Origin of the sequence: Mycobacterium sp. SMC-21, assembly GCF_045310825.1 — a bacterium.
GTDB lineage: Bacteria > Actinomycetota > Actinomycetes > Mycobacteriales > Mycobacteriaceae > Mycobacterium.
In genome coordinates this window covers 46145-71962 of sequence record NZ_JBJIAO010000004.1, presented here as the reverse complement: position 1 = coordinate 71962, position 25818 = coordinate 46145, and the positions used below count along the sequence as shown (strand labels likewise).

Genomic DNA, 25818 nt, shown 5'->3' with positions numbered 1-25818 from the left:
TCGATGGAGTTGATCCGCATGCTCGACACCTCACTCGCCGGCCAATTGAAGTCCCTGCTGGAGCGGCTGACCGTGCCGATCGAGCTGGTGTCCTCCCTCGATGACGGTCCCAAGTCCGCCGAGCTCGCCGAACTGCTCACCGAGATCGCGGCGATGTCGGACAAGATCACCTACACGCGCACCGACGACGACGCCCGCCGGCCGTCGTTCGCCATCCGCCGCACCGGCACCGACGTCGAGGTGCGGTTCGCCGGCATCCCCCTCGGCCACGAGTTCTCCTCGCTGGCCCTGGCGCTGCTGCAGGTCGGTGGCTACCCCTCGAAGGAAGCCCCCGAGCTGCTCGAGCAGGTGCAGGGCCTCGATGCCGACCTGCACTTCGAGACCTACTTCTCGCTGTCCTGCCAGAACTGCCCCGACGTGGTGCAGGCCCTGAACCTGATGGCGATCCTCAACCCGCGCATCAGCCACGTCGCCATCGACGGTGCGCTGTTCAAGGACGAGGTCGAACAGCGCAAGGTGCTCGCCGTTCCCACCGTCTTCCTGGGCGGTGAGGTGTTCGACTCGGGCCGCATGACGCTCGAGCAGATCATCGGCAAGGTCGACACCGGCGCAGCGCAGCGCACCGCCGAGGCCATCGCCGAGAAGGACCCCTTCGACGTGCTGGTGGTCGGCGGCGGTCCTGCCGGCGCCGCGGCCGCGATCTACGCCGCCCGCAAGGGAATTCGCACCGGTGTGGTCGCCGAGCGCTTCGGCGGTCAGGTGCTCGACACCATGGCCATCGAGAACTACATCTCCGTCCCGCACACCGAGGGACCGAAGTACGCCGCGGCGCTGGAAGCCCATGTCGGTGAGTACGACGTCGACGTCATGAAGACGCAGCGCGGCGCCAAGCTGCTGCCCGCGCTCGACGAGGGCGGCCTCGTCGAGATCGCGCTGGAGAGCGGCGCCTCGCTGACCGCGCGCACCGTCATCCTCGCGACCGGCGCCCGCTGGCGCGCGATGGACGTGCCGGGTGAGGCCGAGTACCGCAACAAGGGCGTCACCTACTGCCCGCACTGCGACGGACCGCTGTTCAAGGGCAAGCGTGTCGCAGTCGTCGGCGGCGGCAACTCCGGCGTGGAGGCCGCGATCGACCTCGCCGGCGTCGTCTCCCACGTGACGCTCATCGAGTTCGACTCGGTGCTGCGCGCCGACGAGGTGCTGCAGCGCAAGCTGCGCAGCCTGCCGAACGTCGACATCCTGCTGAGCACGCTGACCACCGAGGTCCTCGGCGACGGGGACCAGGTCACCGGCCTGACCTACCAGGACCGGACCACCGGCGAGTCGCACAACCTCGACCTGCAGGGCGTCTTCGTCCAGATCGGGCTGCTGCCCAACACCGAGTGGCTCGAGGGCAGCGTCGAGCTGTCCAAGCGCGGCGAGATCGTGATCGACGAGCGCGGCCAGACGTCCGTCCCCGGCGTGTTCGCCGCCGGCGACTGCACGACGGTGCCGTTCAAGCAGATCGTCATCGCCGCCGGAGCCGGTGCCACCGCGGCACTCTCGGCGTTCGATCACCTGATCCGGACCACCGCCCCGGTCGGCAGCTGAGCGCTCCACGGCTCGGGCGTAGTGTCCGAAGACGTGGCCCAGGAGATTTCTGACGACGACCTGCTGACGTTCGACGAGTTCGGGCTGCTGCACGAGAACGCCGAGCAGATCGGCGCCGACGGTCCGCTGCCGACGGTGGCGCGGATCGACGACGGCCCGATCAGCATGCTGAAGTGGGGCGTCGCGGCACCCGAGGTGGTGTTCCTGCACGGCGGTGGGCAGAACGCCCACACCTGGGACACCGTGATCCTCGGCCTCGGCGTGCCGGCGCTGGCCATCGACCTGCCCGGGCACGGGCGGTCGGCGTGGCGCGAGGACGGGGACTACGGCCCGAAGCTCAACGCCGCGACAGTGGCGCCGGTGATTCGGGCGCACGCCCCCGAAGCCCGGCTGGTCGTCGGCATGTCCCTGGGCGGGCTGACGGCGCTGCGGATCGCGGCGACAGAACCCGCCCTGGTGCCCGAGCTGGTGCTGGTCGACGTCACGCCGTCGGCACCGGAGCGGCATGAGCAGATGACGCAGGCGCAGCTGGGCGCGGTGGCCCTGGTCAAGGGTGAGCGGAGCTTCCCGAGTTTCCAGGCGATGCTCGACGTCACCGTGGCGGCGTCACCGCACCGCAGCCGGAACTCGTTGCGACGCGGCGTGTTTCACAACGCCACGCAACTCGACGACGGCACCTGGACCTGGCGGTACGACGCGCTCCGCGTCGGCGACGGCTTTGTCGGGCTGTGGGACGACGTCCCGTCGATCACCATGCCGACGACGCTGGTGCGCGGTGCCAAGTCGTACTTCGTCCACGACGACGATGCCGCCGCCTTCGCCGCCGGTGCGCCAGGTTTCCAGCGGACCCACGTGGTCCCGGATTCCGGGCATTCCGTGCAGGGCGACCAGCCCGCCGCGCTCGTCGATATCCTGCGGGGCGTGCTCGGCGGTTAGCGTGGGGGCATGACCCTTCCCATTCGCATCGGGGTTCAGCTGCAGCCCCAACACTCCCCCACCTACGGCCTGATGCGCGACGCCGTCCGCCGCGCCGAGGACCTCGGCGTCGACGTCGCCTTCAACTGGGACCACTTCTTCCCGCTGTACGGCGACCCCGACGGCGCGCACTACGAATGCTGGACCATGCTGGGCGCCTGGGCCGAGCAGACGTCGCGCATCGAGATCGGCGCGCTGGTCACCTGTAACTCGTACCGCAATCCGGAACTGCTGGCGGACATGGCCCGGACGGTCGACAACATCTCCGACGGGCGGCTGATCCTGGGCATCGGTTCGGGCTGGAAAGAGAAGGACTACGACGAGTACGGCTACGAATTCGGCACGGCCGGAAGCCGACTCGACGACCTGGCGGCGGCCATGCCGCGCATCATCGCGCGGCTGGGCAAGCTGAACCCTCAGCCCGTGCGCGACATCCCGATCCTGATCGGCGGGCAGGGCGAGCGCAAGACGCTCAAGCTCGTCGCGCAGTACGCGCAGATGTGGCACAGCTTCACCACGGCGTCGACCTACCCGGAGAAGGCCGCCGTCCTGGACCGGCATTGCGCCGACGTCGGCCGCGACCCGAGCACCATCGTCCGGTCGGCCGGCGTCGACAACAGCGGCGACGGCCTCATCGCCAACGCCGAAGCGCTTACCGCGCTGGGTGTTTCGTTGCTGACGGTGGGCGTCAACGGGCCCGACTACGACCTGGGCGACGCCGAGAAGCTGTGCCGGTGGCGCGACAGCCAGTAGCGGTGACTGTCCGGCCGGATGAATTCCCGGCGAGCTGAAGCCGGGGCATTCGGCCGGGTACCGGCTAGGTTGACCTGCGTGACCTCTTTCCTGCGTGCGACGGTAGCGATACTGGTGGCACTCCTGGTCGGCTCGCTGAGCGTGGGCGTACCGGCCCGCGCCACCACGGATCAGTGCGCGCCACCCGGCGAGCAGAGCGCCAGCGCCCTGCCCACCAACCTGTCCACCGCCGCCAAAGGCGACGGCACCGACAAGTACACGACACCTGGTACCCAACCACTTTCGACGGTGCGCCCGGAGTCCTTGGGGCTGGGCACGCCGGGTGTGCTGACTGTCGGCACGCTGTCGGACGCCCCGCCGAGCATCTGTATCAACTCCAGCGGCCAGTTCACCGGGTTCGACAACGAGCTGCTGCGGGCGATCGCCGCGAAGATCGGCCTACGCGTCAACTTCGTCGGCACCGATTTCGCGGGCCTGCTGGCCCAGGTCGCCTCCCGGCGCTTCGACGTCGGGTCGTCATCGATCACCACCACCGACGCCCGGCGGCGCACCGTCGGGTTCACCAACGGCTATGACTTCGGCTACTTTTCGCTCGTCGTGCCGACCGGATCGGCCATCAACGGATTCGGTGCACTGAAGGCCGGGCAGCGCATCGGCGTCGTGCAGGGCACCGTGCAGGAGGCCTACGTCGTCGACACCCTGCACCTGGAACCGGTGAAGTTCCCGGACTACGCCACGGTGTACGCCAACATCAAGACCCGGCAGATCGACGCCTGGGTGGCGCCGTCGCAGCAGGCCTCCGGCACCGTGCAACCGGGCGATCCGGCACGCATCGTCGAAAACACCTTCAGTCTGGACAACTTCGTGGCCTACGCGGTCGCCAAGGAGAACAAGCCGCTGATCGACGCGCTCAACGCCGGGCTGGACGCGGTGATCGCCGACGGCACCTGGGCGCGGCTCTATGCCGACTGGGTCCCCCGGGCGCTGCCGCCGGGCTGGAAGCCCGGATCCAAGGCCGCACCGGCGCCGCAGCTGCCCGACTTCAACGCCATCGCCGCATCGCACGCGTCGGCGGCCCCGTCAGCCGGTCCCGCACCCAAATCGACGCTGTCCCAACTGAAAGACGCGTTCCTGGACTGGCATCTGTACCGGCAGGCCATCCCCGACCTGTTCAAGACCGGCCTGCCGAACACGCTGATCCTGACCGTCAGCGCCAGCGTCATCGGTCTGATCATCGGCATGGCGCTGGCCATCGCCGGTATCTCCCGGTCCCGCTGGCTGCGCTGGCCGGCCCGGGTGTACACCGACATCTTCCGCGGCCTGCCCGAAGTGGTGATCATCCTGGTCATCGGGTTGGGTATCGGGCCGGTCGTCGGCTCGCTGACGGGAAACAACCCGTACCCCTTGGGAATTGCCGCGCTGGGCCTGATGGCGGGCGCCTACATCGGTGAGATTCTGCGCTCCGGTATCCAGAGTGTCGACGCCGGCCAACTCGAGGCCTCACGCGCGCTGGGCTTCGGCTATCCGGCGTCGATGCGCCTGGTGGTGGTGCCGCAGGGCGTACGACGGGTGCTGCCGGCGCTGATGAACCAGTTCATCTCGCTGCTGAAGGCGTCGTCGCTGGTGTACTTCCTCGGGTTGATCGCCAGCCAACGCGAGCTGTTCCAGGTCGGCCGCGACCTCAACGCGCAGACGGGGAACCTGTCTCCCCTGGTCGCCGCCGGGCTGTTCTATCTGGCCCTGACCGTTCCGCTGACCCATCTGGTCAACTACATCGACCGGCGACTCAGCAAGGGCAAGCCCGTCGCAGCCGAGATCGCGACCCAGGAGATCATATGACCACGCCGCAGGCAGTTTCCTTGGCCGCCAACGATATTCACCTGTCGTTCGATGCCAACACGGTGTTGCGCGGCGTCGACCTGGACGTCCCGGCCGGCACCACGACAGCGGTCATCGGGCCGTCGGGCTCGGGCAAGTCGACGCTGCTGCGCACCCTGAACCGGTTGTACGAGCCGGATCGTGGCGACATCCTGCTCGACGGGCGGTCGGTGCTGAAGGACAACCCAGATCAGCTGCGTCAGCGGATCGGGATGGTCTTCCAGCATTTCAACCTCTTCCCGCACCGCACGGTACTGGAGAACGTCACGCTGGGACCGCGGAAACTGAAGGGACTGGACGGCGCCGCGGCCCGCGAACTCGGGCTGCAACTGCTGGACCGCGTCGGGCTCAAACACAAGGCCGACGTGCGCCCGGCAACCCTGTCCGGCGGGCAACAGCAACGTGTCGCGATCGCCCGCGCGCTGGCCATGAGCCCGCAGGTGATGTTCTTCGACGAGGCCACGTCGGCGCTGGATCCCGAATTGGTCAAGGGCATCCTGGCCCTCATCAGCGAACTCGGGGCAGACGGCATGACCATGGTGGTCGTCACCCATGAGATGGGTTTTGCCCGGTCAGCGGCAGATTCGGTGGTCTTCATGGATGACGGCCGGGTGATCGAGACCGGAACCCCCGAGCAGATCTTCGAATCCGCCGAAACTCAACGTTTACGTCAATTTCTGGCGCAGGTTGTCTAATGCCGACCAGCATCCGGCATACACGTTAGACTATCGAACTATGTCGTCGACGGAGCCGCAGGTCGCGGACCTTGCAGGAGACCTGCAACAGGTCCTCTCCAAGCTGTTCAACGTGATGCGCCGACGCGTCGAGATCCCGAAGGACGCCGAAGCCGGCGCCGATCTGACCCTGGCGCAGCTGTCCATCCTGCTGACGCTGCTGGATCGCGGCCCCATCCGGATGACGGAGTTGGCCGCGCACGAACGGGTCCGCACGCCCACCACCACGGTGGCGATCCGCCGGTTGGAGAAGCTGGGACTGGTCAAGCGGTCGCGCGACCCTTCCGATCTGCGCGCCGTCCTGGTGAACGTCACGCCGCGCGGACTGGTGCAGCACCGCGAAGCCCTCGAGGCCCGTCGTCAGGTGCTCATCGCGATGATGGCCAACCTGACCCCCGAGGACATCGACAACATCTCCAAGGCCCTTGCGCCGCTGGAGAAGCTGGCCACCAGCAACGACGACTAGGTCTGTCGGGTCAGCCCAGCCAGTCGAGTACGGCAGCGGCGGTCCACGACTGCTGCATGCTGCCGAGCGGTTCCCCGGTGAAGGGTTCGTAGTATTCGGCGAATGTGCCGTCGCTGGCCTGCCGCAAGCCTTCCCGGCGCAGAATCGACGCGCGCTCGGACCAGCCGCGGCGGGCGAAACACCACGAGAACAGCCACGTCATCACCGGCCACACCGGGCCGCGCCAGTATTCGCGCGGCCGGAAGTCACGGGACACCGGTGACGTCGACGGGATCAGCGGGTACTTGAGGTCCGGGTGGGCGCAGAACCGCGGTCCCTCCAGCAGGCGCAGCAGCGCCCGTTCGCGGTCGTGCGGCAGACCGCCGCAGAGCAGCGGCGCGAACTGCGCCACGGTCTCACTCGGAATCCACTTGCCGGCCCGCAGATCGAAGTCCCGCGCCGCGCCGGTGCGCTCGTCGGTGGTCGCCACCACGCCTTGCCGGAACCGCTCGGCCCACGAATAGAGTTCGCGCACATCGGAATTCGGCCGCTTGTAGTCCTCGCCGATCTCGGCCAGCACCGTGCACGCCACCGACAGGATGGCCGAGACGAACACGTCCTCGACCTGGAAGCTCAGCACCTTCGGCAGCAGCGCGTCGTCGTACCGGACGGACTTCATCTCCTCCAGCAGCCACAGGTAGCGGTCGTACTCGACATCGGACGGCCGCTGGCTGGTGTCGGTGATGATCGCGTTGTCCTCGCGCTGGTACTCGGGCACCGCACCCGGAACCACGTTGGCGTACGCGCTGTCCCAGCGCGGTGAGTTGTCCATGCCGGACTCCCAGCCGTGGTACAGCGTCACCCGGCCGTGCTCCTGCGGGTCGCGGGCCTCGGCCAGCCAGCGGTGCCAGCGCACCAGGTCGTCCCACCGGCGATCCAGGAAGGCCTCGGCGACCACCCGGGTCGAGCGCCCGCGGGTACGGGCGTGGTCCAGAATCCGTTGCACCGCAATGGCATGCACTGGCGGCTGGGTGATACCGGAGGTGTCCCGGTTGCGCGGCGCGTTGACGGCCAGGCTCGACGTCTCCCACCGGGCCGGCCCCGGGAAATAGCCGTCGACGCCGTTGGCGAACACGATGTGCGGGATCATGCCGTTGGCCCACTGCGCCGACAGGAGCGTATCCAGCTCGACCACGGCACGCTCGACCGTCAGCGACGCCAGGCCGATCGATACGAACGCGGCATCCCAGCTCCACATGTGCGGATACAGCAACGGCGCGGCCGTCGTCATGACGCCCAGGTCATTACCGCGCAGCAGGTAGGCGGCGCGGGCCGAGAGCTGGGTGGGCGCGAAGCTGTGGTCGGGTGGCATCGCTGTCTATTGTGCGTCGCCGCCCGGGGATTCGCTGATCGGTAGGCTCACGCCATGCCGACCGCAATGATCACCGGCGCTTCCCGGGGCCTCGGAATGGCCATCGCCGAGGCCCTCGCGCCGACCCACACGCTGTTCCTGGCGGGCCGGCCGACGGCCGAACTCGACGCCGTGGCCGAGCGACTGGGCGCGACGACGTGGCCCATGGACCTCACCGACTACGACGGCGTCGCGGCGACGATCGAGCCGATCGTGGAACTCGACGTACTGATCCACAATGCCGGCGTGGCATACCCGGGCCGGGTCGGCGAATCCTCCATCGAGGAGTGGCGGGCCACCATGGAAGTCAATGTGCTTGGCGCCGTGGGGCTTACCCTGCCGCTGCTGCCGGCCCTGCGGGCGGCCCGGGGTCAGGTGATCTTCGTCAACTCCGGTGCCGGCCGCAGCCCGTCCCCCGGGCTGGCGTCGTACACGGCCAGCAAGTTCGCGCTGCGGGGCTTCGCCGATGCCCTTCGCGCCGACGAACCGGCACTGCGGGTGACGACGGTCTACCCCGGCCGGATCGACACCGACATGCAGTGGAACCTGGTGGCCTATGAAGGCGGCGAATACAAGCCGGAGCGCTTCCTCAAGCCCTCGACCGTCGCCCAGGTGATCGCCCAGGTCGTGGCGACCCCCGACGACGCCCACCAGCACGAGGTGATCATCCGCCCCCGCTGATTCCCGAGGGATTTGTGCACGATTTTCCGCGGTCGGCGCGGAAAATCGTGCACAAATCCCAGGTCAGGCGACGATGTTGACCAGTCGGCCGGGGACGACGATGACCTTCTTGGGTGTGGCCCCGGCCAGGAAGGCCTGCACCTTCTCGTCGGCGAGGGCCGCGGCTTCCAGCGTGGCCTTGTCGGCATCGGCAGCGACGACGATCTTGCCGCGCACCTTGCCGTTGACCTGGACCGGGTACTCGACGGTGTCGTCGACCAGGTAGCGCTCGTCGGCGACCGGGAACGGGCCGTGCGCCAGCGACTTCGCGCTGCCGAGACGGCGCCACAGTTCCTCGGCCAGGTGCGGCGCCAGCGGCGCGACCATCAGCACCAGCGGCTCGACCGCGGCGCGCGCGGTCACGCCCTCCTTGGTGAGGTGGTTGGTGTACTCGATGAGCTTGGCGGCCGCGGTGTTGTTGCGCAGCGCGGCGTAGTCCTCGTTCACGCCGGCGATGGTCTTGTGCAGCTGCTTGAGCGTCTCCTCGGACACCGCATCGTCGGAAACCCTTGGCTCACCCGTGGTTTCGTCGACGACGACGCGCCACACGCGCTGCAGGAACCGGTGCGCGCCGACGACGTCCTTGGTCGCCCACGGCCGCGACGCCTCCAGCGGGCCCATCGACATCTCGTAGACGCGCAGGGTGTCGGCGCCGTATTCCTCGCAGATCTCGTCGGGCGAGACGGAGTTCTTCAGGCTCTTGCCGATCTTGCCGAACTCCTGGTTGACCTCGATCTCGCCGTCCGGGCCGGTCCAGAAGAACTTGCCTTCGCGTTCAACGACTTCCGCCGCCGGCACGTAGCTACCGCGGGCGTCGGTGTAGGCGAACGCCTGGATGTAGCCCTGGTTCACCAGGCGGCGGTACGGCTCGCGCGACGACACGTGGCCGAGGTCGAACAGCACCTTGTGCCAGAACCGCGAGTACAGCAGGTGCAGCACCGCATGCTCGACGCCGCCGACGTAGAGGTCGACGCCACCCGGATCGCCGGCGCCGTGGATCTCGGGCCGCGGGCCCATCCAGTAGGCCTCGTTCTCCTTGGCGCAGAACGCTTCCGGGTTGTGCGGGTCGGCGTAGCGCAGCTCGTACCAGGAGCTGCCGGCCCACTGCGGCATGACGTTGGTGTCGCGGGTGTAGGACTTGAGCCCGTCACCGAGATCGAGGTCGACGTGCACCCACTCGGTGGCCTTGTTCAGCGGCGGCGACGGCTCGCTGTCGGCGTTGTCCGGGTCGAACAGCACCGGCGAGTAGTCGGGCACGTCCGGAAGTTCCACGGGCAGCGCTGAATCCGGCAGCGGGTGGGCCTGGCCGTCGGCGTCGTAGACGATCGGGAACGGCTCGCCCCAGTACCGCTGGCGTGCGAAAAGCCAATCGCGCAGCTTGAATTCGACGCGGGCCTGGCCGCGGCCGTCCGCGATCAGCTTCTCGGTGACGGCGGCCTTGGCGTCGGCGACGTTGAGGCCGTCGAGGTAGTCGGAATTGACCACTGCGCCGTCGCCCGTGTACGCGGACTCCGAAAGATCGCCACCGGCAATGACTTCCACGATGGGCAGACCGAACGCAGTCGCGAACTCCCAGTCGCGCTGGTCGTGGCCGGGCACCGCCATGATGGCGCCGGTGCCGTAGCCGGCCAGCACGTAGTCGGCAATGAAGATCGGAACCTGCTGTCCGTTCACCGGATTGGTGGCGTAGGCGCCGGTGAAGACACCGGTCTTGGTCTTGTTCTCCTGGCGCTCCAGGTCGGACTTCGCGGCGATGGCGGCGCGGTAGGCGGCGACCGCCTCGGCCGGCGTGGCCGCACCGTAGGTCCACCGCTCGTCGACGCCGGCGGGCCACGAACCGGTCAGCAGCGAATCCACCAGGTCATGCTCGGGGGCCAGCACCAGATAGGTGGCTCCGAACAGAGTGTCGGGGCGGGTGGTGAAGACCTCGATGTCGGCGTCCCCGGCGGAGAACAGCACCTCGGCACCGACGGACCGGCCGATCCAGTTGCGCTGCATGGCCTTGACCTTGTCGGGCCAGTCCAGCACGTCCAGGTCCTCGAGCAGCCGGTCGGAGTACGCGGTGATGCGCATCATCCACTGCCGCAACCGCTTCCGGAACACCGGGAAGTTGCCGCGTTCGCTGCGGCCGTCGGAGGTGACCTCCTCGTTGGCCAGCACGGTGCCCAGACCCGGGCACCAGTTGACCATCGAGTCTGAGCGGTAGACCAGGCGATGCGCGTCGACGACCTCGGCCCGTTCGGCGGCCGTCAGCGCGGACCAGTCCCGTCCGTCGTCGAGAGTCCGTGCCCCGGAATCGAATTCGGCGATCAGTTCGGCGATGGGCCGGGCCTTCTGCTGCGCTACGTCGAACCAGGCGTTGTAGATCTGCAGGAAGATCCACTGCGTCCACTTGTAGAAGTCGGTGTCGGTGGTGGCGAAACTGCGGCGCGAGTCGTGGCCCAGTCCCAGCCGGCCCAGCTGCCGCCGGAAGTTGACGATGTTGGCCTCGGTCCGGGTGCGCGGGTGCGTGCCCGTCTGGACCGCGTACTGCTCGGCGGGCAGACCGAAGGCGTCGAAGCCCAGGGCGTGCAGGACGTTGCGGCCTGTCATGCGGAAGTAGCGGGCGTATACATCGGTCGCGATGTAGCCGAGCGGGTGCCCGACGTGCAGGCCGTCGCCCGAGGGGTACGGGAACATGTCCTGCACGAACATCTTGTCGGCCGGCACCGGCGAGCCGTCGGTGGGCGCGAGCGAGCCGACGGGGTTCGGCACGTTGAAGGTGCCGCGGTCCGTCCACACCTGCTGCCAGTCGGCCTCGATGCGGCCGGCCAGTTCGGCCGTGTAACGGTGCTGCGGGCTGTCGGCGTCAACGGCCACGGCCGCCTCGGGACGCACGCCTGCCTGCGCATTCGGGGAATCGCTCACGTGCACAGGGTAGTCAACACCCCCGGCGCGACCTGCATCACGCCAGCCGATAGGCGTTGGTCTCGGTTCCGTTGCAGTGCGGTCAGAGCACGGTTGCAGGTGCGCGCCGGATCTGGTGGGCACTGCGCCCACCTACCTACAGTCGGCTCCAGTGCAACGCGTGAGACAGAAGTGAAGCGGAAGGACCGGCGCCACATGTTCGAGAACGCCCGCCACTGGCGGCTTCTGGCAGGAGGTGTCGCCGCGGGCCTGGCGGGCGTCGTCGGCTTCGCAGGCAACACCGCATCCGCCGATCCCCTGCCGCCCCAACCCGTCGTCCCGGCACCGGCGACGGTGACCCAGACGGTCACGGTGCAGGCCGCCCCGGCGCCGGTGGCTGCCGCCCAGCCGGCCGGACCCGCGTTCATCCCCGCAGGTCAGCCCGCGGGCGTACCCCAGCCGGCGACGCTTCCCCAGCCGGCCACGCTTCCCCAGCCCGCAGTGGCGCAGCCGGTCGTCGCCCCGGCGCCGGCGCCCGCACCCGCCATCGCCCCGGCTGCCTCGGGCACCATCGCCGAGTTCTTCCGCGCCCACAACGTCGCCATGCAGCGGCAGACCGCCGCCGGCTTCACCGCACTGAACATCGTCCTGCCGGTGCCGCCGGGCTGGGCCGCGGTGCCCGACCCGAACGTGCCCGACGCGTTCGCCGTGATCGCCGACCGCGTCGGCGGCGACGGCCTCTACACCTCGAACGCCGCGCTGCAGGTCTACAAGCTGGTCGGCGACTTCGACCCGCGCGAAGCCATCAGCCACGGCTTCATCGACAGCCAGCAGCAGGTCGCGTGGCGGTCCACCGACGGTTCGATGGCCGATTTCTATGGCATGCCGTCGTCGATCATCGAGGGCACCTACCGCGAGAACAACCTGACGCTGAACACCTCGCGGCGGCACGTCATCGCGACGTCGGGCACAGACCGCTACCTGGTGACGCTGTCGGTGACCACGAGTGCGCAGGTGACCGTCGCGTCCGGCAATGCCACCGACGCCATCGTCAACGGGTTCAAGGTCAGCGCGCCGGGTGCGCCCGCCGCGGCACCCGCACCCGCTGCCGTGCCCGTCGCACCGGCACCCGTCCCGGCTCCGGCCGCGCCGATGGTTCCCGCACCGGCCGCCGTCCCGGCGCACACCGCCGGAGCCGTACCGCTCACCGCGTCGATCCCCGGGCTGGGCCGCTGACCGGTCGCCGGTTTGGAGCGGCCGCCCGGCCGCCCCTATCCTGAGACGCATGCTGATCGCCGCCGTGCTGTGCCTGTGCGCGGCCGTGGTGACCGCGGGCGTCGGCGCCTGGTCGCTGAGCCGGCCCCCCTCGACCGACACTGTGCCGCGCGTGCTGCGCTCGGTGGCACCGATCCAACTCGCGACGGCCGCGATGCTCGCCGCCGGTGGTGTCGTCGCGCTCGTCGCGCCGCGCAGCACCGGGGTGATGGTCCTGATGGTGTGCGTCATCGGCGCCGTCGGCACCTTCGCGGCCGGTTGCTACCAGGGCGCCAAGGCCGGGGCCGCCATGATGGCCCGGGACAACGCGCCCGCCGGTGACGGCTGCGCCGGCAGCTGCGCCAGCTGCACGCTGTCCTGCAGCTGAATTCGCCGCTAGTTCCGGCTCACGTCGATCGGGTGCGTCGCCAACATCGCCATGGGCATCGGCTGACGTCGTAGCACCCGCGACCACAGATCCACCCGCGGTCCCACGAGGACGTCCGACGGCAACGCCGACAGTACGATCCAGTCGTCGCGCTCGATCTCACCGTCGAGCTGACCGACCGACCACCCCGAGTAGCCGGCGTAGATCCGGACGCCCTCGACGGCACTTTCGATCTCGTCGGGATCGGCGTCCAGGTCGACCATCGCGATACGGCCCTGCACATGCCGCAGGCCGGGCACCGACGACACATCGACGCCGACCTTCAGGGTCGCCAGGCACAGCGCGGAATCGCGCTTCACCGGACCGCCGATGAACATCGACTTGGGCTTCTTCGCGAGCTTCGCCCACTGCGGCAGCACGTTGTAGACGGCCGTCTCGCTGGGCCGGTTCAGGACGACGCCGAGCGTGCCACCGGAGTTGTGCTCGACGATGTAGATGACGCTGCGCCGGAACGTCGGCTCCAACAGGTCGGTGTTGGCGAGCAGCAGTGTCCCCGCCCGAATCCCATGCGAGGCGGGAGCGAAATCGCGGTAATCCTCCGGTTCCTCTGACTGCGCCACGCCCTCCATCATGGCACTTGAGAGCCGTCGCCGTGACCAACGCACACGGCCCGCCGGGATATTTGTACTGTGGAGCGGGTCGCTTCAACCACGCCCGGCACTCCCAAATTCAGGACACGAACATCCCAGTGACCGCCAGCCGTCCCCACCACGTCGTCCTGCATGCGGTGCAGGCCCTACCGGACTTCCGCCGGCTGCTGGAACTGCGCGCGGTCAGCCAATTCGGTGACGGACTCTTCCAGGCCGGCCTGGTGGGCGGCCTGCTGTTCAGTCCGGAACGCCAGGCCACCCCGTTGGCCATCGCCGGCGCCTTCGCCGCGCTGTACCTGCCGTACTCGCTGCTGGGTCCGTTTGCCGGCGCGCTGCTCGACCGCTGGGACCGCCGGCAGGTGCTCATCGCCGCCAACCTCGGCCGGCTGCTGGTGATGATCTGCGTCGGCGCGCTGCTGGCCAACGCCGCGACCGACCAGTGGATCCTGTTCGGCGCGTTGATCGTCAACGGCTTCACCCGCTTCGTCTCGTCCGGGCTGTCGGCCGCACTGCCGCACGTGGTGCCCACCGAACACGTCGTGTCGATGAACTCGGTGGCGACCGCGTGCGGCGCCGTCTCGGCGTTCGTCGGCGCCAACGTGATGCTGCTGCCCCGATGGCTGCTGGGTGCGGGCGACACCAGCTCGGCCGTGGTGATCTGGTTGGCGGCGCTGGCCGTCGCGGTGGCGCTGTGGCTGTCGGTGCGCTTCCACCGGCATCTCCTCGGACCTGACGACAGCGCCCGCGCGGTCCACGGCTCGGTCGCCTACGCCGTCATCACCGGCTGGGTCTACGGCCTGCGGTCGGTGGCGAACGTGCCGACCGTGACCGCGACCCTGACCGGTCTGGCGGCGCACCGGATGGTGTTCGGCATCAACACCCTGATGGTGCTGGTGATCGTCCGGCACGGCGGCGGCGAACACGTCGCCGGGTTCGCGGTGACCGTTGTGTTCGTCGCCGCCGCGGGCCTCGGGTCGTTCCTCGGCAATGTCGTCATGCCGACCGCGGTGCGCCGCTGGGGTCGCTACGCGACCGCCAACGGCGCCCTCGCCATTGCGGCCGTGGTTCAACTCGCCGGCGTCGGCCTCCAGATACCGGTCCTGATCGCCTGCAGTCTGGTGCTGGGCACGGCCGGGCAGGTGGTCAAGTTGTGCGCCGACTCGGCGATGCAGCTCGACGTCGACGACGCCCTGCGCGGCCACGTGTTCGCGGTCCAGGACGCGCTGTTCTGGATGGCGTTCATCGTCGCGATCACGGCATCGGCGGCGGTGATCCCGGACGACGGCAAGTCCTCGGCCCTGATGGCCGCCGGCGCCGTCGTCTACCTTGTGGGCCTGGCCCTGCACGCGACGCTGGGCAAGCGCTCCTAGCAGCTGCCCTGTGCGCTGATCGACGTCGCGCCAACGGCTTTGCCGCACTTGCTCGATGTCACGGTCGCCGCCGCGGTGTGCCCCGACACCGACACCGCGTGCGTGTGGTGCTCCGACGCCGGAGCGCCACTCAGGCGGCGCAGGGCCGAAGCGTCCAGGTCCGCCTCATCGGGCAGGTCCGCCCCGTGTGCCTGCGCGAAGTCGTACATCTTGCCGGGCGCGCCGCCGAGCACCTTGTTGCTGTTCAGGAGGGTTTGGTAGTCGCCATTGCTGCCATGGGTCGGCGTCTCGTAGTTCGGTGTCCCGACCCGGTCGTGGTAGTACGCGCCGACGGCCGAGTTGTCCAGCGCCCGGTTCGCCGGGGTGCTCTGGTTGAAGACGCGGTCACCGACGGCCTGCACCACCCGTAACTCCGGCGCCGGGTTCTTCAAACCCGGACGGCCCACCGCGTCACCGGATTCGGTGCTGTAGCCGTGGGCACTTGCCACGCCGGCACCGGGTGAGCCGATCACCACCAACGCGCCGACCACGGCGGCGCCGGCAAGATTCGGTATGCAGCGGTTGATTGCGGACATTTTTGCCTCTCTCTAGTCCATCCGGGCATGACGAAGCCCGGTGAAATCACTTGAAGACGCGCAGGTTTGCCGTCTCGAAGATGGCGCCGATCGCGGCGGCGCCGGAACGCCGCTCAGCGACCCGAGGCCGCACCCGCCGATCCGCAGACGTTGGCTGCCTGCCGGAGCTCGCCGCCCGGGCACGACGACTTGGCACGCTTGTTCTTGCCGGCGCCACCTGCCGCGGACCCGCCGCGGCTGGCACCACCGCTGTCCGACGAACCTCCGCCGTCGCTGGAACCGCCGTGGTCGTGCCCGGGATGTGCCCCGACGAGGGCGGTCGGCGTGACAGCAAACAGACACGCAGCCACCAGCCAGCCGCCGATCGCTGCTCTCGCCAGTCGGGTCGATTGCATGATTCCTATCTCCTCCAAGTCGATTCGTGCGCACGGTGACGCGGTTCGCAACCGGTTCCGCGCTGGCACCTTCCGGCTCGGATAGTCGCGGCAAACGTCCGCGGAGTTCCCGAAACTGACAAGTTCCTGTTGATTGCCTGGTTGAGACCTGTTTGAACGCTGCGAGAAGCGGCCCGGCGAAGTCGGACCAGCGGTACCGTCTAGGGTGCTGCCATGGCCCCCAATGCTGCTGCCGGTGTCATCGCCGATCTGCGTGCCGAAAGTGACGACCTGGACCGCCTGGTCGCCGACCTGCCACCCGCCGAGTGGGCCACTGCGACCCCGGCCGAGGGCTGGACCATCGCCCACCAGATCGCGCATCTGTGGTGGACCGACAAGGTGTCGGTGCTGGCGGTGACCGACGAGGAGGCCTTCGCCGCGACGCTCACCGAGGCGTGGAAGAACCCGCTCGGCTTCGTCGACGTGGCGGCCGAAGAACTCGCGCAGACCCCGCCGGCGGAGATGCTGGCGCAGTGGCGCGCCACCCGGAACACGTTGCACGACGAGCTCGAAGGTGTCGCCGACGGCCGCAAGCTGCCGTGGTTCGGCCCGCCGATGAGCGCCGCGTCCATGGCAAGCGCACGGCTGATGGAGACCTGGGCGCACGGCGCCGACGTCGCCGACACGCTCGGCGTCCGGCGTGAGCCGACGGTCCGGCTCAAGTCGATCGCGCACATCGGCGTTCGGACAAGGGATTTCGCGTTCACGCTCCACGAGCTGACCCCGCCGGCCGAGGTGTTTCACGTGGAACTTTCCGCGCCCGACGGCTCGGTGTGGACCTGGGGTCCGGACGACGCCGCGCAGCGGGTCACGGGCTCGGCCGAGGACTTCTGCCTGCTGGTCACTCAGCGGCGGCCGCTACGCGAACTCGACGTCAAGGCCGTCGGCGACGACGCCCAGAAGTGGCTGACCATCGCCCAGGCCTTCGCCGGCCCGCCGGGAGCGGGCCGGGGCTGAGTTCGCGCCGTTGACCCGGCGCCGCTGACAGGGTCAACGCTGGATCGCGCCGGCCGAGTCGGCCGCGCCATCGCCGTCGGAATCGGACAGCTGGACATCCCACCGCCCGTCGCCGTCGGTGTCCGCGTACGCCACCGGCCCGGCCAGCACGCGGTCCGCGAGTCCGTTGCCGTCGGCGTCGATCAGCCGGTCGTCGACCGCACCGTCACCGTCGAAGTCGACGACCGCTCCCCCGCTCTGCTCGGTGCCGTCCAGGCCGAACCACCGCAGCCCCGACCCCACCGCCCAGGTACCCGATCCGTCGTCGGTGAACGACCTGCGCGCGCCGTCGACATCGATCACGGCATGGTCGGCCCGGCCGTCCCCGTCGAAGTCGGCCAGCGCGTCGTCGAACAATCCGTCGCCGTCCACGTCCAGCCGCACACCGTCCAGCGTGCCGTCGCCGTCGGCGTCCACCGCCGGCTCCCCCGGCCACCACGACGCCGACCCGTCCCCGTCACTCAGGCAATAGTCCATACCTGAATAGACGGCTGATCAGCCTCTGGCGTTCCACCATTTCTGCAATTCGGCGACGGCCTCGTCGTGCGACAGCGGGCCGCGGTCCAGCCGGAGCTCCTTGAGGAACCGCCACGCCTCGCCGACCTGCGGCCCGGCCGGGATGCCGAGCAGCGTCATGATCTCGTTGCCGTCGAGGTCCGGCCGCACCCGAGCCAGATCCTCCTTCGCGGCCAGCTCCTCGATGCGCCGCTCGAGACCGTCGTAGTTGGCCTGCAACCGCGCCGCCCGGCGACGGTTGCGGGTGGTGCAGTCCGCGCGCACCAGCTTGTGCAGCCGGCTCAGCAGCGGCCCGGCGTCGGTGACGTACCGCCGCACCGCCGAGTCCGTCCACTTGCCGGTGCCCTTGTCGTCGGCGTAGCCGTGGAACCTCAGGTGCAGATACACCAGCTGCGAGACGTCGTCGACCATCTGCTTGGAGTACTTCAGCGCGCGCATGCGCTTGCGCGTCATCTTCGCGCCGACCACCTCGTGGTGGTGGAAGCTGACGCCACCGTCGGGCTCGTGCCGGCGGGTGTCGGGCTTGCCGATGTCGTGCAGCAGCGCAGCCCAGCGCAGCACCAGGTCGGGTCCCTCGTCCTCGAGGTCGATCGCCTGCCGCAGCACCGTCAGCGAGTGGTGGTAGACGTCCTTGTGCTGATGGTGCTCGTCGATCGCCATTCGCATGGCACCGACCTCGGGCAGCACGACGTCGCCCAGTCCGGTCTGCACCATCAGATCCACACCGGCCATCGGATCGGCGCCGAGCATCAGCTTGTCGAGCTCCGCGGCCACCCGCTCGGCGGTGATCCGGCCCAGCTGCGGCGCCATCTCGATCAGGGCCTCCAGAACGCGTGGCGCCACCGAGAACCCCAGCTGTGAGACGAAGCGGGCGGCCCGCAACATCCGCAGCGGATCGTCACCGAAGGACACCTGCGGCGCCGACGGGGTGTCGAGCACCTTGTCCGCCAACGCGGCGAGCCCGCCCAGCGGATCGTGGAATTCACCGATGCCGCCGGGCAGGTCGGGGTTGATCCGGACGGCCATCGCGTTCACGGTGAAGTCCCGGCGCACCAGGTCGTCCTCGAGCCGGTCGCCGAACACCACCTCGGGATTGCGGGACACCTGGTCGTAGCTGTCGGCGCGGAAGGTGGTGATCTCGATGCGCTGCCCGTACTTGGCCGCCCCGATGGTCCCGAACTCGATCCCGGTGTCCCACAACGCTTCTGCCCAGCCGCGCAGCATCTTCTGCAACTCGGCCGGACGGGCGTCGGTGGTGAAGTCCAGGTCGTTCAGGTCACGGCCGAGCAGCGCGTCGCGCACACTGCCGCCCACCAGGTACAGGTCGTGACCGGCCGCGGCGAACACGCGCCCGAGGTCTACGAGCAAACCCGCATGCTTGTTCAGTGCGACCGCGGCAGCGGTCAGCAACGCGGCATCGGTACTTGCTTCGTTCGGCACGTCCGATGAGCCTAATGCGCCCACCCCACGGTTTGGTACCGACCATCGCGGCACGGTCACAACTGGGCCACTGACCGGCGAGTGGGGACAGAGCGCCCAACCTGAGCAGCTACTATCGCTTGGGTGTCGGAAGGCGAGCGTGCCAAACCACGACGACGCCGCGGGCGACGTCGCGGTCGACGCTCGGCAGGTCCGCCCAGCGACAACACCCAGGGCACCGACACCGATTCGGCCGCTGCGCCCCGCAACGGCACCGCACAAGCGGCCCCGGCGGCGGCTCCCGCCACTCCCGCCGCCCGCAAGTCGAACAACGACCGGCTGCGCACCGTCCACGAGACATCGGCCGGCGGGCTGGTGATCGACGGCCTCGACGGCCCCAAAGACACCCAGAAGGCGGCACTCATCGGCCGCATCGACCGCCGCGGCCGCATGCTGTGGTCACTGCCCAAGGGGCACATCGAACTCGGCGAGACGGCCGAACAGACCGCCATCCGTGAGGTCGCCGAGGAGACCGGACTGCAGGGCAGCGTGCTGGCCGCGCTCGGCAGCATCGACTACTGGTTCGTGACCGAGGGCCGGCGCGTGCACAAGACAGTGCACCATTACCTGATGCGATTCCTGGGCGGTGAACTCTCCGACGACGACGTCGAGGTCACCGAAGTGGCGTGGGTGCCGCTTCGGGAACTGCCGTCCCGCCTGGCCTACGCCGACGAGCGCAAGCTCGCCGAGGTGGCCGGCGAACTGATCGACAAACTGCACACCGATGGACCGGGCGCCCTGCCGCCGCTGCCGCGCACCGCGCCGCGCCGCCGCCCACAGACCCATTCCCGCACGCGGAACCATCGCACCGACGACTCCGCCCATACCCAACCCGGCCGCCGCGCGAACGGCTGCGGACCCGGGTCGTGAAGGTCAGGTTGGCGGCCTCGACAGTTCTCCTGCGCGTCCTGGCAGTCACCGCCCTGTTGCTGTTGCTCACCGCCCCGATCACGCCGCATTCGTCGGCAGGCGAACCGGGCGGGACGACGTTCCTGCAACTGCGCATCGACCACGTCACCCCCGACGTGGTCACCACCACGAGCGAGCCGGTGGTGACGGTCAGCGGCACCGTCACCAATGTCGGTGACCGCCCGGTGCACGACGTCATGGTGCGCCTCGAGCACGCGGCAGCGGTGACGTCGTCATCCGGGCTGCGGACGACGCTGTCCGGGGAGCCGACAGACTTCTCCGCCGTCGGCGACTTCACCACGGTGTCGCAGGATCTCGCGCGCGGGCAGAGCGTGCCGTTCCGGCTCGCGTACCCGGTGCGCTCGGCCGACCATCCCGCCCTCGGCATCGACCGTCCGGGTGTGTATCCGCTGCTCGTCAACGTCAACGGGACACCCGACTACGGGTCGGCCGCCCGGCTCGACGACGCCCGCTTCCTGCTGCCGGTGCTCGGCGTACCCGCCACTCCGCCCGCTGCGGGCAGCGGTAGTGGCACCGGCCAGCAGCCGATCGACGCCGTCGTGCCACCCGACACCGCACATCCCGTCGCACTGACTCTGCTCTGGCCGCTCGCCGACCGTCCGCACCTGGCGGCCGGCGTCCCCGGACGCACCGAACCGGCCCGCCTCGCCGACGACGACCTCGCCGCCTCCCTGGCCAACGGCGGCCGCCTCGACACCCTGCTCGCCGCGGCGGACTTCGCCACCAACGACCAGGTGGATCCCGGCGGCCTCATGCGCGGCGCGATGTGCCTGGCCGTCGACCCCGACCTGCTGATCACCGTCAACGCGATGAGCGGCGGCTACGTCGTGACCGACGACCCGGAGGCCGGCCTCAACTCACCCACCCACCCGGGCACCGGCCAGCAGGCCGCGACCGAATGGCTCAACCGGCTGCGGCAGCTCGCCCAACGGGTGTGCGTCACCCCAACGGTGTACGCCCAGGCCGACCTACGCGCGCTGCAGCGCGTCGGCGACGCCGCCCTGAACACCACCGCCACCACCGATGCCGGGCCCATCGTCAACCAGCTGCTCGGCATCCAGTCCCTGCGCGGCGCGACGGTCGTCGGCGACGGCCCGCTCACCGGCCCGGCGGTGCGGCTGCTGTCGGCGCAGCCCGATCCGACCGTCGCGATCGCCGCGGCGCCCATCACCGCCGACGACGCCGCGAATCCCGCCGACACCGCGCCCCGCCGCTACAGCGACAAAGTGACCGTGGCGCCGTTCGACCCGTGCGTCGCCGCGGCCCTGGCCGGCGCGGGCCGGACCCCGATCTCGCCGGGATACCTGGACACCTCACTGCGGGTACCGCTCAACCACGACTCGCAGGTGGCACGGCGCCAGGACGCCATCGCCTCGGTGCTGTGGCGTGGGCTGCAACCCGACGCCCAACCGCGAAACCAGATCCTGATGCCGCCGCTGGCGTGGGACGTGACGCCCGACGACGCCCAGGCGATCCTGACGTCGGTCGCCACGGCGATCCACTCCGGCCTCGCCGTCGCCCGCCCGATGCCCGCGGTGATCGCCGAAGCACAAGAGCTGCCGCCGACGCAGACGGCCACCCCGCCGGACAACGGCACCGGCAACCCCAAGGCCCGCTACGGCGACGGCATCACCAGCCAGATCTCGACCACCATGGAACGAATCTGGGGCCTGACCGCCGCGCTGACCGTCAACACCCAGACGGGTCTGACGGGCGACCAGTACACGGCGCCGCTGCGGGAGGACATGCTGCGGGCGCTGACGCAGTCGGTGCCGCCGACCGTCCGCGAAGCCATGGCCCAGGAGCGCGTCAGCACCACGCAGCGCACGATGGACGACCTGTTCCACGGCGTCACCGTCGTCAACCCCGGCGGCTCGTACACGCTGGCGACCGAACGCAGTCCCCTCCCCCTGGCCCTGCGCAACGACCTGCCCGTGCCGATCCGCGTGCGGCTGGTCATCGACGCGCCACCGGGCATGACCGTCACCGACATGGGTGAGATCGAACTGCCGCCGGGCTACCTGCCGCTGCGGGTACCGATCGAGGTGCATTTCACCCAGCGCGTCGCGGTCGACGTCTCCTTGCGCACGGTCAACGGGCTGACGCTCGGCGAACCGGTCCGGCTGTCGGTGCATTCCAACGCCTACGGCAAGGTGCTGTTCTTCATCACCCTGTCCGCCGGCGCCGTGCTGTTCCTGCTGGCCGGCCGGCGGCTGTGGCACCGGTTCCGCGGGCAGCCCGACCGCGCCGACCTGGACCGGCCGCACCACAGCCGGCCCATCCGGCCCGATCCGCTCGACACCGCCATCGCCCACGCCCCGGAGGACTCATGAGCGAGGCTCGCCGAGCGAATCAACGGCCGCTGGGCGCGCCACCCCGCCCGAACGCCGCGGCCAACACTGCCGCCGCCCCACCGCCCCGGCGGGCCGAGCTGTCCGACGCCGCCGTCGTCTCCCGGTCCTGGGGCATGGCCTTCGCCACGCTGGTCAGCCGCATCACCGGGTTCCTGCGCATCGTGCTGCTCGCCGCGATCCTCGGTGCGGCCCTGTCCAGTTCGTTCACCGTCGCCAACCAGCTGCCGAACATGGTGGCCGCCCTGGTGCTGGAGGCGACCTTCACCGCGATCTTCGTGCCGGTGCTGGCCCGCGCCGAACGCGACGACGCCGACGGGGGCGCCGCGTTCGTGCGGCGGCTGGTCACGCTCGCCACCGCGCTGCTGCTGCTGACGACGGTGCTGTCGGTCGCGGCGGCACCGCTGCTGGTGCGGCTGATGCTGGGCAGCGACCCACAGGTCAACGAGCCGCTCACCACCGCCTTCGCGTATCTGCTGCTGCCGCAGATCATCTTCTACGGGTTGACCTCGGTCTACATGGCAATCCTGAACAACCGCAACGTGTTCGGGCCGCCGGCGTGGGCGCCGGTGCTCAACAACGTGGTCGCGATCATCACGCTGTGCGTGTATGTGCTTGTCCCGGGCGAACTCTCGATCGACCCCGTCGAGATGGGCAACGCCAAGCTGCTCGTGCTCGGCATCGGCACCACGCTCGGCGTCGTGGCCCAGGCCGGGATCCTGCTGTACTCCCTGCGCCAGCATCGCGTCGACCTGCGGCCGCTGTGGGGTATCGACGACCGGCTCAAGAAGTTCGGCACCATGGCCATCGCGATGATGCTGTACGTCCTGATCAGCCAGATCGGGCTGATCGTCGGCAACGAGATCGCCAGCCACGCAGCCGCATCCGGCCCGGCGATCTACAACTACGCCTGGCTGCTGCTGCAGTTGCCGTTCGGCATGATCGGCGTGACGGTACTGACCGTGGTGATGCCCCGGCTGTCGCGCAACGCCGCCGCGAACGACAACCCTGCGGTACTCGCCGACTTCTCGCTCGCCACCCGGCTGACCATGGTGACGCTGATCCCGATCGTCGCCTTCATGACCGTCGGCGGCCCCGCCATCGGCAGCGCCCTGTTCGCGTACGGCAACTTCGGTGCCACCGACGCGGGTTATCTCGGCATGGCCATCACGCTGTCGGCGTTCACCCTGATCCCGTATTCCATGCTGTTGCTGGAACTTCGGGTGTTCTATGCCCGCGAGCAACCCTGGATCCCGATCGTCCTGATCGTCGTGATCACCGTGGTGAAGATCGTCGGCTCGCTGATCGCGCCGCACCTGACCGACGATCGGGAGCTCGTGGCCGGCTACCTGGGCCTGGCCAACGGCCTGGGCTTCCTGGCCGGTGCGACCGTGGGCTACGTGTTGCTGCGGTCGGCACTGCGGCCGCCGCGCGGCCGGATGATCGAGCTGCCGGTGATCCGGACCATCCTGGTGACCGTCTGCGCCTCCCTGGGATCGGGCCTGCTCGCTTATCTCGCCGACAAACTGCTGGGATTCGACCGGCTCACCGAGCACGGCGGCGCCGCCGGATCGTTGCTGCGCCTGGTTCTGCTCGGCGTGATCATGCTCCCGGTGATCGTGACGGTGCTGGTAGCAGCCAAGGTGCCCGACGCCCTGGCCGCAGTGGCTTTCGTGAAACGCCGGCTGGGCCGCGGCGCCCCGACACCGACCCCCGCAGTCCAGGTCAGCTCGGCTGTACCGGACTCCCGGCGGACCTCGGTCCCGTACCCTGGACACGGCATTTCATCACCGGTACCACCGCGGCCCGGCGCGTCCGCCACTGGCGGGGCAAACCGGGGCACTGGTACCACGGGCGGGCTTCGGAAAGGATTTGCGGTGACCGACGCACCCGCGGACCAGGGATCCGCCCCCATCTCGGATACGTCAGGCGGCGGCAGCGACGATGTCGCCCTGCGGGCCGGCGCCGTCGTCGCCGACGGTCGCTACCGCCTGCTCGTCTTCCACGGCGGTCCCCCGGATCTGCAATTCTGGCACGCGCTCGACATCGCGCTCGACCGCCAGGTCGCGCTGACGTTCGTCGACCACGACGGCGCGCTCCCGCAATCGATGGTCCAGGAAATCCTCACCCGGACAAGCAAACTGAGCCACATCGAGGGGCCGGGGCTGGCCCGGATCCTGGACGTCACCCGACTCGGCCACGGTGGCCTGGTGGTCAGCGAATGGATCCGCGGCGGTTCGCTCGCCGAGGTGGCCGCGACGGATCCGTCGCCGATGGGCGGGGCCCGCGCCATCCAGTCCCTGGCGTCGACGGCCGAATCCGCACACCGGGCCGGCGTCGCGTTGTCGATCGATCATCCCGGCCGGATCCGGGTCAGCATCGAGGGCGACGTGGTGCTCGCCTTCCCCGGCACGCTGCCGTCGGCCACACCCGAGGACGACATCCGCGGCATCGGCGCCACGCTGTACGCGCTGCTGATCAACCGGTGGCCGCTGCCCGAGGCCGGCGCGCTCAGCGGCATGCTGCCCGCGACACAGAACAGCGCGGGCCAGCCCATCGAGCCCCGCGCGGTCGACGGGACCATCCCCTTCCAGATCTCCGCCGCGGCCGCCCGGGCCGTGCAGGAGGGTGGCGGAATCCGTTCGGCCCCAACGCTGTTGAATCTGCTCCAGCAGGCCACCACCGTCGCCGACACCACCGAGCTGCTCGAGCCCGTCGACAGCTCGCAGGGCCCCGAGTCCGAGGACGCGGCGGAACTCGAAGCGGCCGCCAAGCGGCGCAAGGCACTGCTCATCGGGGTGGGTGTCGGTGGAGCCATCCTGCTCGTGGCACTGCTGGTGCTGGCGTCGGTGCTCAAGGGCATCTTCGGCGACGTCGGCGGCGGCCTGGACAAGCAGCAGCTCGGCCTCAACAGCCAGCGCCCCACCACGAGCGGTGCCCCGACCCCCGGCAATGTGGTGAAACCCGTTGGTGTGACGGTCTTTTCGCCCGGCGGCGGCGCGGACTCCCCCGAAACCGCCGGCAAGGCCATCACCGGCGCGCCCGGTGACGCATGGTCGACGGACGTCTACACCGATCCCACGCCGTTCCCCGGGTTCAAGAGCGGCGTCGGCCTCATGCTGAACCTGCCCCAGGCGACCACGGTCGCGTCGGTCAGCCTGAACCTGACCAGCACCGGCACCGCGATCCAGATCCGGTCGGCGCAAACCGCCAACCCGTCCTCACTGGACGCCACGACCGTGCTGACGCAACCGGCGACCATGAAGACCGGCTCCAACACGATCACGATCAGCAACGCGCAGCCGACGCAGCATCTGCTGATCTGGATCTCCACGCTGGGGACCGTCGACGGCAAGAGCAAGACCGACATCTCCAACGTGGTCGTGAAGGCTGCCGCGTAAGTTATCCACAGGGTCCACGGGCCATCTGTGCAGGTCGGGACGGTTCCGGTCAATTCGCGTCGGGTGCGTTCCCGGACCCGAT

Annotated in this window: 21 protein-coding genes; 14 read left to right on the top strand and 7 right to left on the bottom strand. The window is 69.5% G+C overall.

What is annotated here, in order from left to right; genetic code table 11:
- Positions 1 to 18: 18 nt before the first annotated feature.
- The 6 genes from ahpF (at position 19) to ACJH6H_RS05860 (ending at position 6396) form a co-directional block, all read left to right on the top strand.
- Complete coding sequence (gene ahpF / locus ACJH6H_RS05885) at positions 19 to 1590, top strand: alkyl hydroperoxide reductase subunit F (protein ID WP_406774437.1); 1572 nt, start codon at positions 19 to 21, stop codon at positions 1588 to 1590.
- Positions 1591 to 1611: 21 nt separating this feature from the next.
- Positions 1612 to 2526 (top strand): alpha/beta fold hydrolase, encoded by a 915-nt coding sequence (locus tag ACJH6H_RS05880; RefSeq protein WP_406774436.1) that lies wholly within the window; start codon positions 1612 to 1614, stop codon positions 2524 to 2526.
- A 9-nt stretch (positions 2527 to 2535) separates the two neighbouring features.
- Positions 2536 to 3318 carry an LLM class F420-dependent oxidoreductase gene (locus tag ACJH6H_RS05875; RefSeq protein ID WP_406774435.1) on the top strand — a complete coding sequence of 261 codons (783 nt, stop codon included), beginning with the start codon at positions 2536 to 2538 and terminating at the stop codon, positions 3316 to 3318.
- Between the two features lie 90 nt (positions 3319 to 3408).
- Positions 3409 to 5157, top strand: coding sequence for an ABC transporter substrate-binding protein/permease (locus tag ACJH6H_RS05870; RefSeq protein WP_406774516.1), 1749 nt, complete (start codon positions 3409 to 3411; stop codon positions 5155 to 5157).
- Positions 5154 to 5891 (top strand): amino acid ABC transporter ATP-binding protein, encoded by a 738-nt coding sequence (locus ACJH6H_RS05865; RefSeq protein WP_406774434.1) that lies wholly within the window; start codon positions 5154 to 5156, stop codon positions 5889 to 5891. Before ACJH6H_RS05870 ends, ACJH6H_RS05865 begins: the two co-directional genes overlap by 4 nt.
- Positions 5892 to 5931: 40 nt before the next feature.
- Positions 5932 to 6396 (top strand): MarR family transcriptional regulator, encoded by a 465-nt coding sequence (locus ACJH6H_RS05860; RefSeq protein ID WP_346416636.1) that lies wholly within the window; start codon positions 5932 to 5934, stop codon positions 6394 to 6396.
- A 10-nt stretch (positions 6397 to 6406) separates the two neighbouring features.
- Here the strand turns inward: ACJH6H_RS05860 and ACJH6H_RS05855 are convergent, their stop codons facing one another.
- Positions 6407 to 7747: an amylo-alpha-1,6-glucosidase gene (locus ACJH6H_RS05855; protein ID WP_061006195.1), complete on the bottom strand. Its 1341-nt coding sequence runs from the start codon at positions 7745 to 7747 to the stop codon at positions 6407 to 6409.
- Between the two features lie 54 nt (positions 7748 to 7801).
- On the opposite strand from ACJH6H_RS05855, the gene ACJH6H_RS05850 reads away from it, so the two are divergent.
- A complete protein-coding gene (locus tag ACJH6H_RS05850) occupies positions 7802 to 8467 on the top strand; it encodes an SDR family oxidoreductase (protein WP_133428085.1) in 666 nt (221 codons plus the stop codon).
- 63 nt (positions 8468 to 8530) lie between these two features.
- Here the strand turns inward: ACJH6H_RS05850 and leuS are convergent, their stop codons facing one another.
- Positions 8531 to 11413, bottom strand: coding sequence for a leucine--tRNA ligase (gene leuS / locus ACJH6H_RS05845; protein WP_406774433.1), 2883 nt, complete (start codon positions 11411 to 11413; stop codon positions 8531 to 8533).
- 195 nt (positions 11414 to 11608) lie between these two features.
- Here leuS and ACJH6H_RS05840 point away from each other — a divergent pair, with 195 nt between their 5' ends.
- Positions 11609 to 12628 (top strand): LpqN/LpqT family lipoprotein, encoded by a 1020-nt coding sequence (locus ACJH6H_RS05840; protein ID WP_212807784.1) that lies wholly within the window; start codon positions 11609 to 11611, stop codon positions 12626 to 12628.
- Between the two features lie 49 nt (positions 12629 to 12677).
- A complete protein-coding gene (locus ACJH6H_RS05835; protein WP_212807785.1) occupies positions 12678 to 13034 on the top strand; it encodes a hypothetical protein in 357 nt (118 codons plus the stop codon).
- An 8-nt stretch (positions 13035 to 13042) separates the two neighbouring features.
- Here ACJH6H_RS05835 and ACJH6H_RS05830 read toward each other — a convergent pair whose 3' ends face one another.
- Positions 13043 to 13663, bottom strand: coding sequence for a YqgE/AlgH family protein (locus ACJH6H_RS05830; protein WP_371824590.1), 621 nt, complete (start codon positions 13661 to 13663; stop codon positions 13043 to 13045).
- Positions 13664 to 13782: 119 nt separating this feature from the next.
- Here ACJH6H_RS05830 and ACJH6H_RS05825 point away from each other — a divergent pair, with 119 nt between their 5' ends.
- Entirely contained in the window at positions 13783 to 15054 is a 1272-nt protein-coding gene (locus ACJH6H_RS05825) for an MFS transporter (protein WP_212807787.1), read from the top strand.
- Here ACJH6H_RS05825 and ACJH6H_RS05820 read toward each other — a convergent pair.
- Both ACJH6H_RS05820 and ACJH6H_RS05815 read right to left on the bottom strand, forming a co-directional pair.
- Positions 15051 to 15629 (bottom strand): hypothetical protein, encoded by a 579-nt coding sequence (locus tag ACJH6H_RS05820; RefSeq protein ID WP_212807788.1) that lies wholly within the window; start codon positions 15627 to 15629, stop codon positions 15051 to 15053. The two genes, ACJH6H_RS05825 and ACJH6H_RS05820, sit on opposite strands and share 4 nt — an antisense overlap.
- 113 nt (positions 15630 to 15742) lie before the next feature.
- Positions 15743 to 16024 carry a hypothetical protein gene (locus ACJH6H_RS05815; protein WP_212807789.1) on the bottom strand — a complete coding sequence of 94 codons (282 nt, stop codon included), beginning with the start codon at positions 16022 to 16024 and terminating at the stop codon, positions 15743 to 15745.
- Between the two features lie 213 nt (positions 16025 to 16237).
- On the opposite strand from ACJH6H_RS05815, the gene ACJH6H_RS05810 reads away from it, so the two are divergent.
- Positions 16238 to 17020: a TIGR03084 family metal-binding protein gene (locus ACJH6H_RS05810; RefSeq protein WP_212807790.1), complete on the top strand. Its 783-nt coding sequence runs from the start codon at positions 16238 to 16240 to the stop codon at positions 17018 to 17020.
- Positions 17021 to 17053: 33 nt separating this feature from the next.
- On the opposite strand, the gene ACJH6H_RS05805 is transcribed toward ACJH6H_RS05810, so the two are convergent.
- Together ACJH6H_RS05805 and ACJH6H_RS05800 are read right to left on the bottom strand one after the other, a co-directional pair.
- Positions 17054 to 17536, bottom strand: coding sequence for a pullulanase (locus ACJH6H_RS05805; RefSeq protein WP_212807791.1), 483 nt, complete (start codon positions 17534 to 17536; stop codon positions 17054 to 17056).
- An 18-nt stretch (positions 17537 to 17554) separates the two neighbouring features.
- Positions 17555 to 19015 (bottom strand): CCA tRNA nucleotidyltransferase, encoded by a 1461-nt coding sequence (locus ACJH6H_RS05800; protein ID WP_212807792.1) that lies wholly within the window; start codon positions 19013 to 19015, stop codon positions 17555 to 17557.
- Positions 19016 to 19138: 123 nt separating this feature from the next.
- Here ACJH6H_RS05800 and ACJH6H_RS05795 point away from each other — a divergent pair, with 123 nt between their 5' ends.
- From ACJH6H_RS05795 to murJ, 3 genes are read left to right on the top strand one after another with little or no spacing between them, the layout of a single operon-like run.
- Complete coding sequence (locus tag ACJH6H_RS05795) at positions 19139 to 19924, top strand: NUDIX hydrolase (protein WP_212807793.1); 786 nt, start codon at positions 19139 to 19141, stop codon at positions 19922 to 19924.
- Positions 19921 to 22317, top strand: a complete 2397-nt coding sequence (locus tag ACJH6H_RS05790; protein WP_212807794.1) for a hypothetical protein — start codon at positions 19921 to 19923, stop codon at positions 22315 to 22317. The genes ACJH6H_RS05795 and ACJH6H_RS05790 overlap by 4 nt, the downstream gene beginning before the upstream one ends.
- A complete protein-coding gene (gene murJ, locus ACJH6H_RS05785; protein WP_406774432.1) occupies positions 22314 to 25736 on the top strand; it encodes a murein biosynthesis integral membrane protein MurJ in 3423 nt (1140 codons plus the stop codon). Before ACJH6H_RS05790 ends, murJ begins: the two co-directional genes overlap by 4 nt.
- Positions 25737 to 25818: the final 82 nt, after the last annotated feature.

Coding starts and splice junctions, on each gene's coding strand:
- murJ (WP_406774432.1), top strand. CDS start 22,314: ATGAGCGAGGCTCGCCGAGCGAATCAACGGCCGCTGGGCGCGCCACCC.
- ACJH6H_RS05865 (WP_406774434.1), top strand. CDS start 5,154: ATGACCACGCCGCAGGCAGTTTCCTTGGCCGCCAACGATATTCACCTG.
- ACJH6H_RS05820 (WP_212807788.1), bottom strand. CDS start 15,629: ATGTCCGCAATCAACCGCTGCATACCGAATCTTGCCGGCGCCGCCGTG.
- ACJH6H_RS05875 (WP_406774435.1), top strand. CDS start 2,536: ATGACCCTTCCCATTCGCATCGGGGTTCAGCTGCAGCCCCAACACTCC.
- ACJH6H_RS05830 (WP_371824590.1), bottom strand. CDS start 13,663: ATGGAGGGCGTGGCGCAGTCAGAGGAACCGGAGGATTACCGCGATTTC.
- ACJH6H_RS05835 (WP_212807785.1), top strand. CDS start 12,678: ATGCTGATCGCCGCCGTGCTGTGCCTGTGCGCGGCCGTGGTGACCGCG.
- ahpF (WP_406774437.1), top strand. CDS start 19: ATGCTCGACACCTCACTCGCCGGCCAATTGAAGTCCCTGCTGGAGCGG.
- ACJH6H_RS05860 (WP_346416636.1), top strand. CDS start 5,932: ATGTCGTCGACGGAGCCGCAGGTCGCGGACCTTGCAGGAGACCTGCAA.
- ACJH6H_RS05810 (WP_212807790.1), top strand. CDS start 16,238: ATGGCCCCCAATGCTGCTGCCGGTGTCATCGCCGATCTGCGTGCCGAA.
- ACJH6H_RS05855 (WP_061006195.1), bottom strand. CDS start 7,747: ATGCCACCCGACCACAGCTTCGCGCCCACCCAGCTCTCGGCCCGCGCC.
- ACJH6H_RS05815 (WP_212807789.1), bottom strand. CDS start 16,024: ATGCAATCGACCCGACTGGCGAGAGCAGCGATCGGCGGCTGGCTGGTG.
- ACJH6H_RS05805 (WP_212807791.1), bottom strand. CDS start 17,536: ATGGACTATTGCCTGAGTGACGGGGACGGGTCGGCGTCGTGGTGGCCG.
- ACJH6H_RS05850 (WP_133428085.1), top strand. CDS start 7,802: ATGCCGACCGCAATGATCACCGGCGCTTCCCGGGGCCTCGGAATGGCC.
- ACJH6H_RS05840 (WP_212807784.1), top strand. CDS start 11,609: ATGTTCGAGAACGCCCGCCACTGGCGGCTTCTGGCAGGAGGTGTCGCC.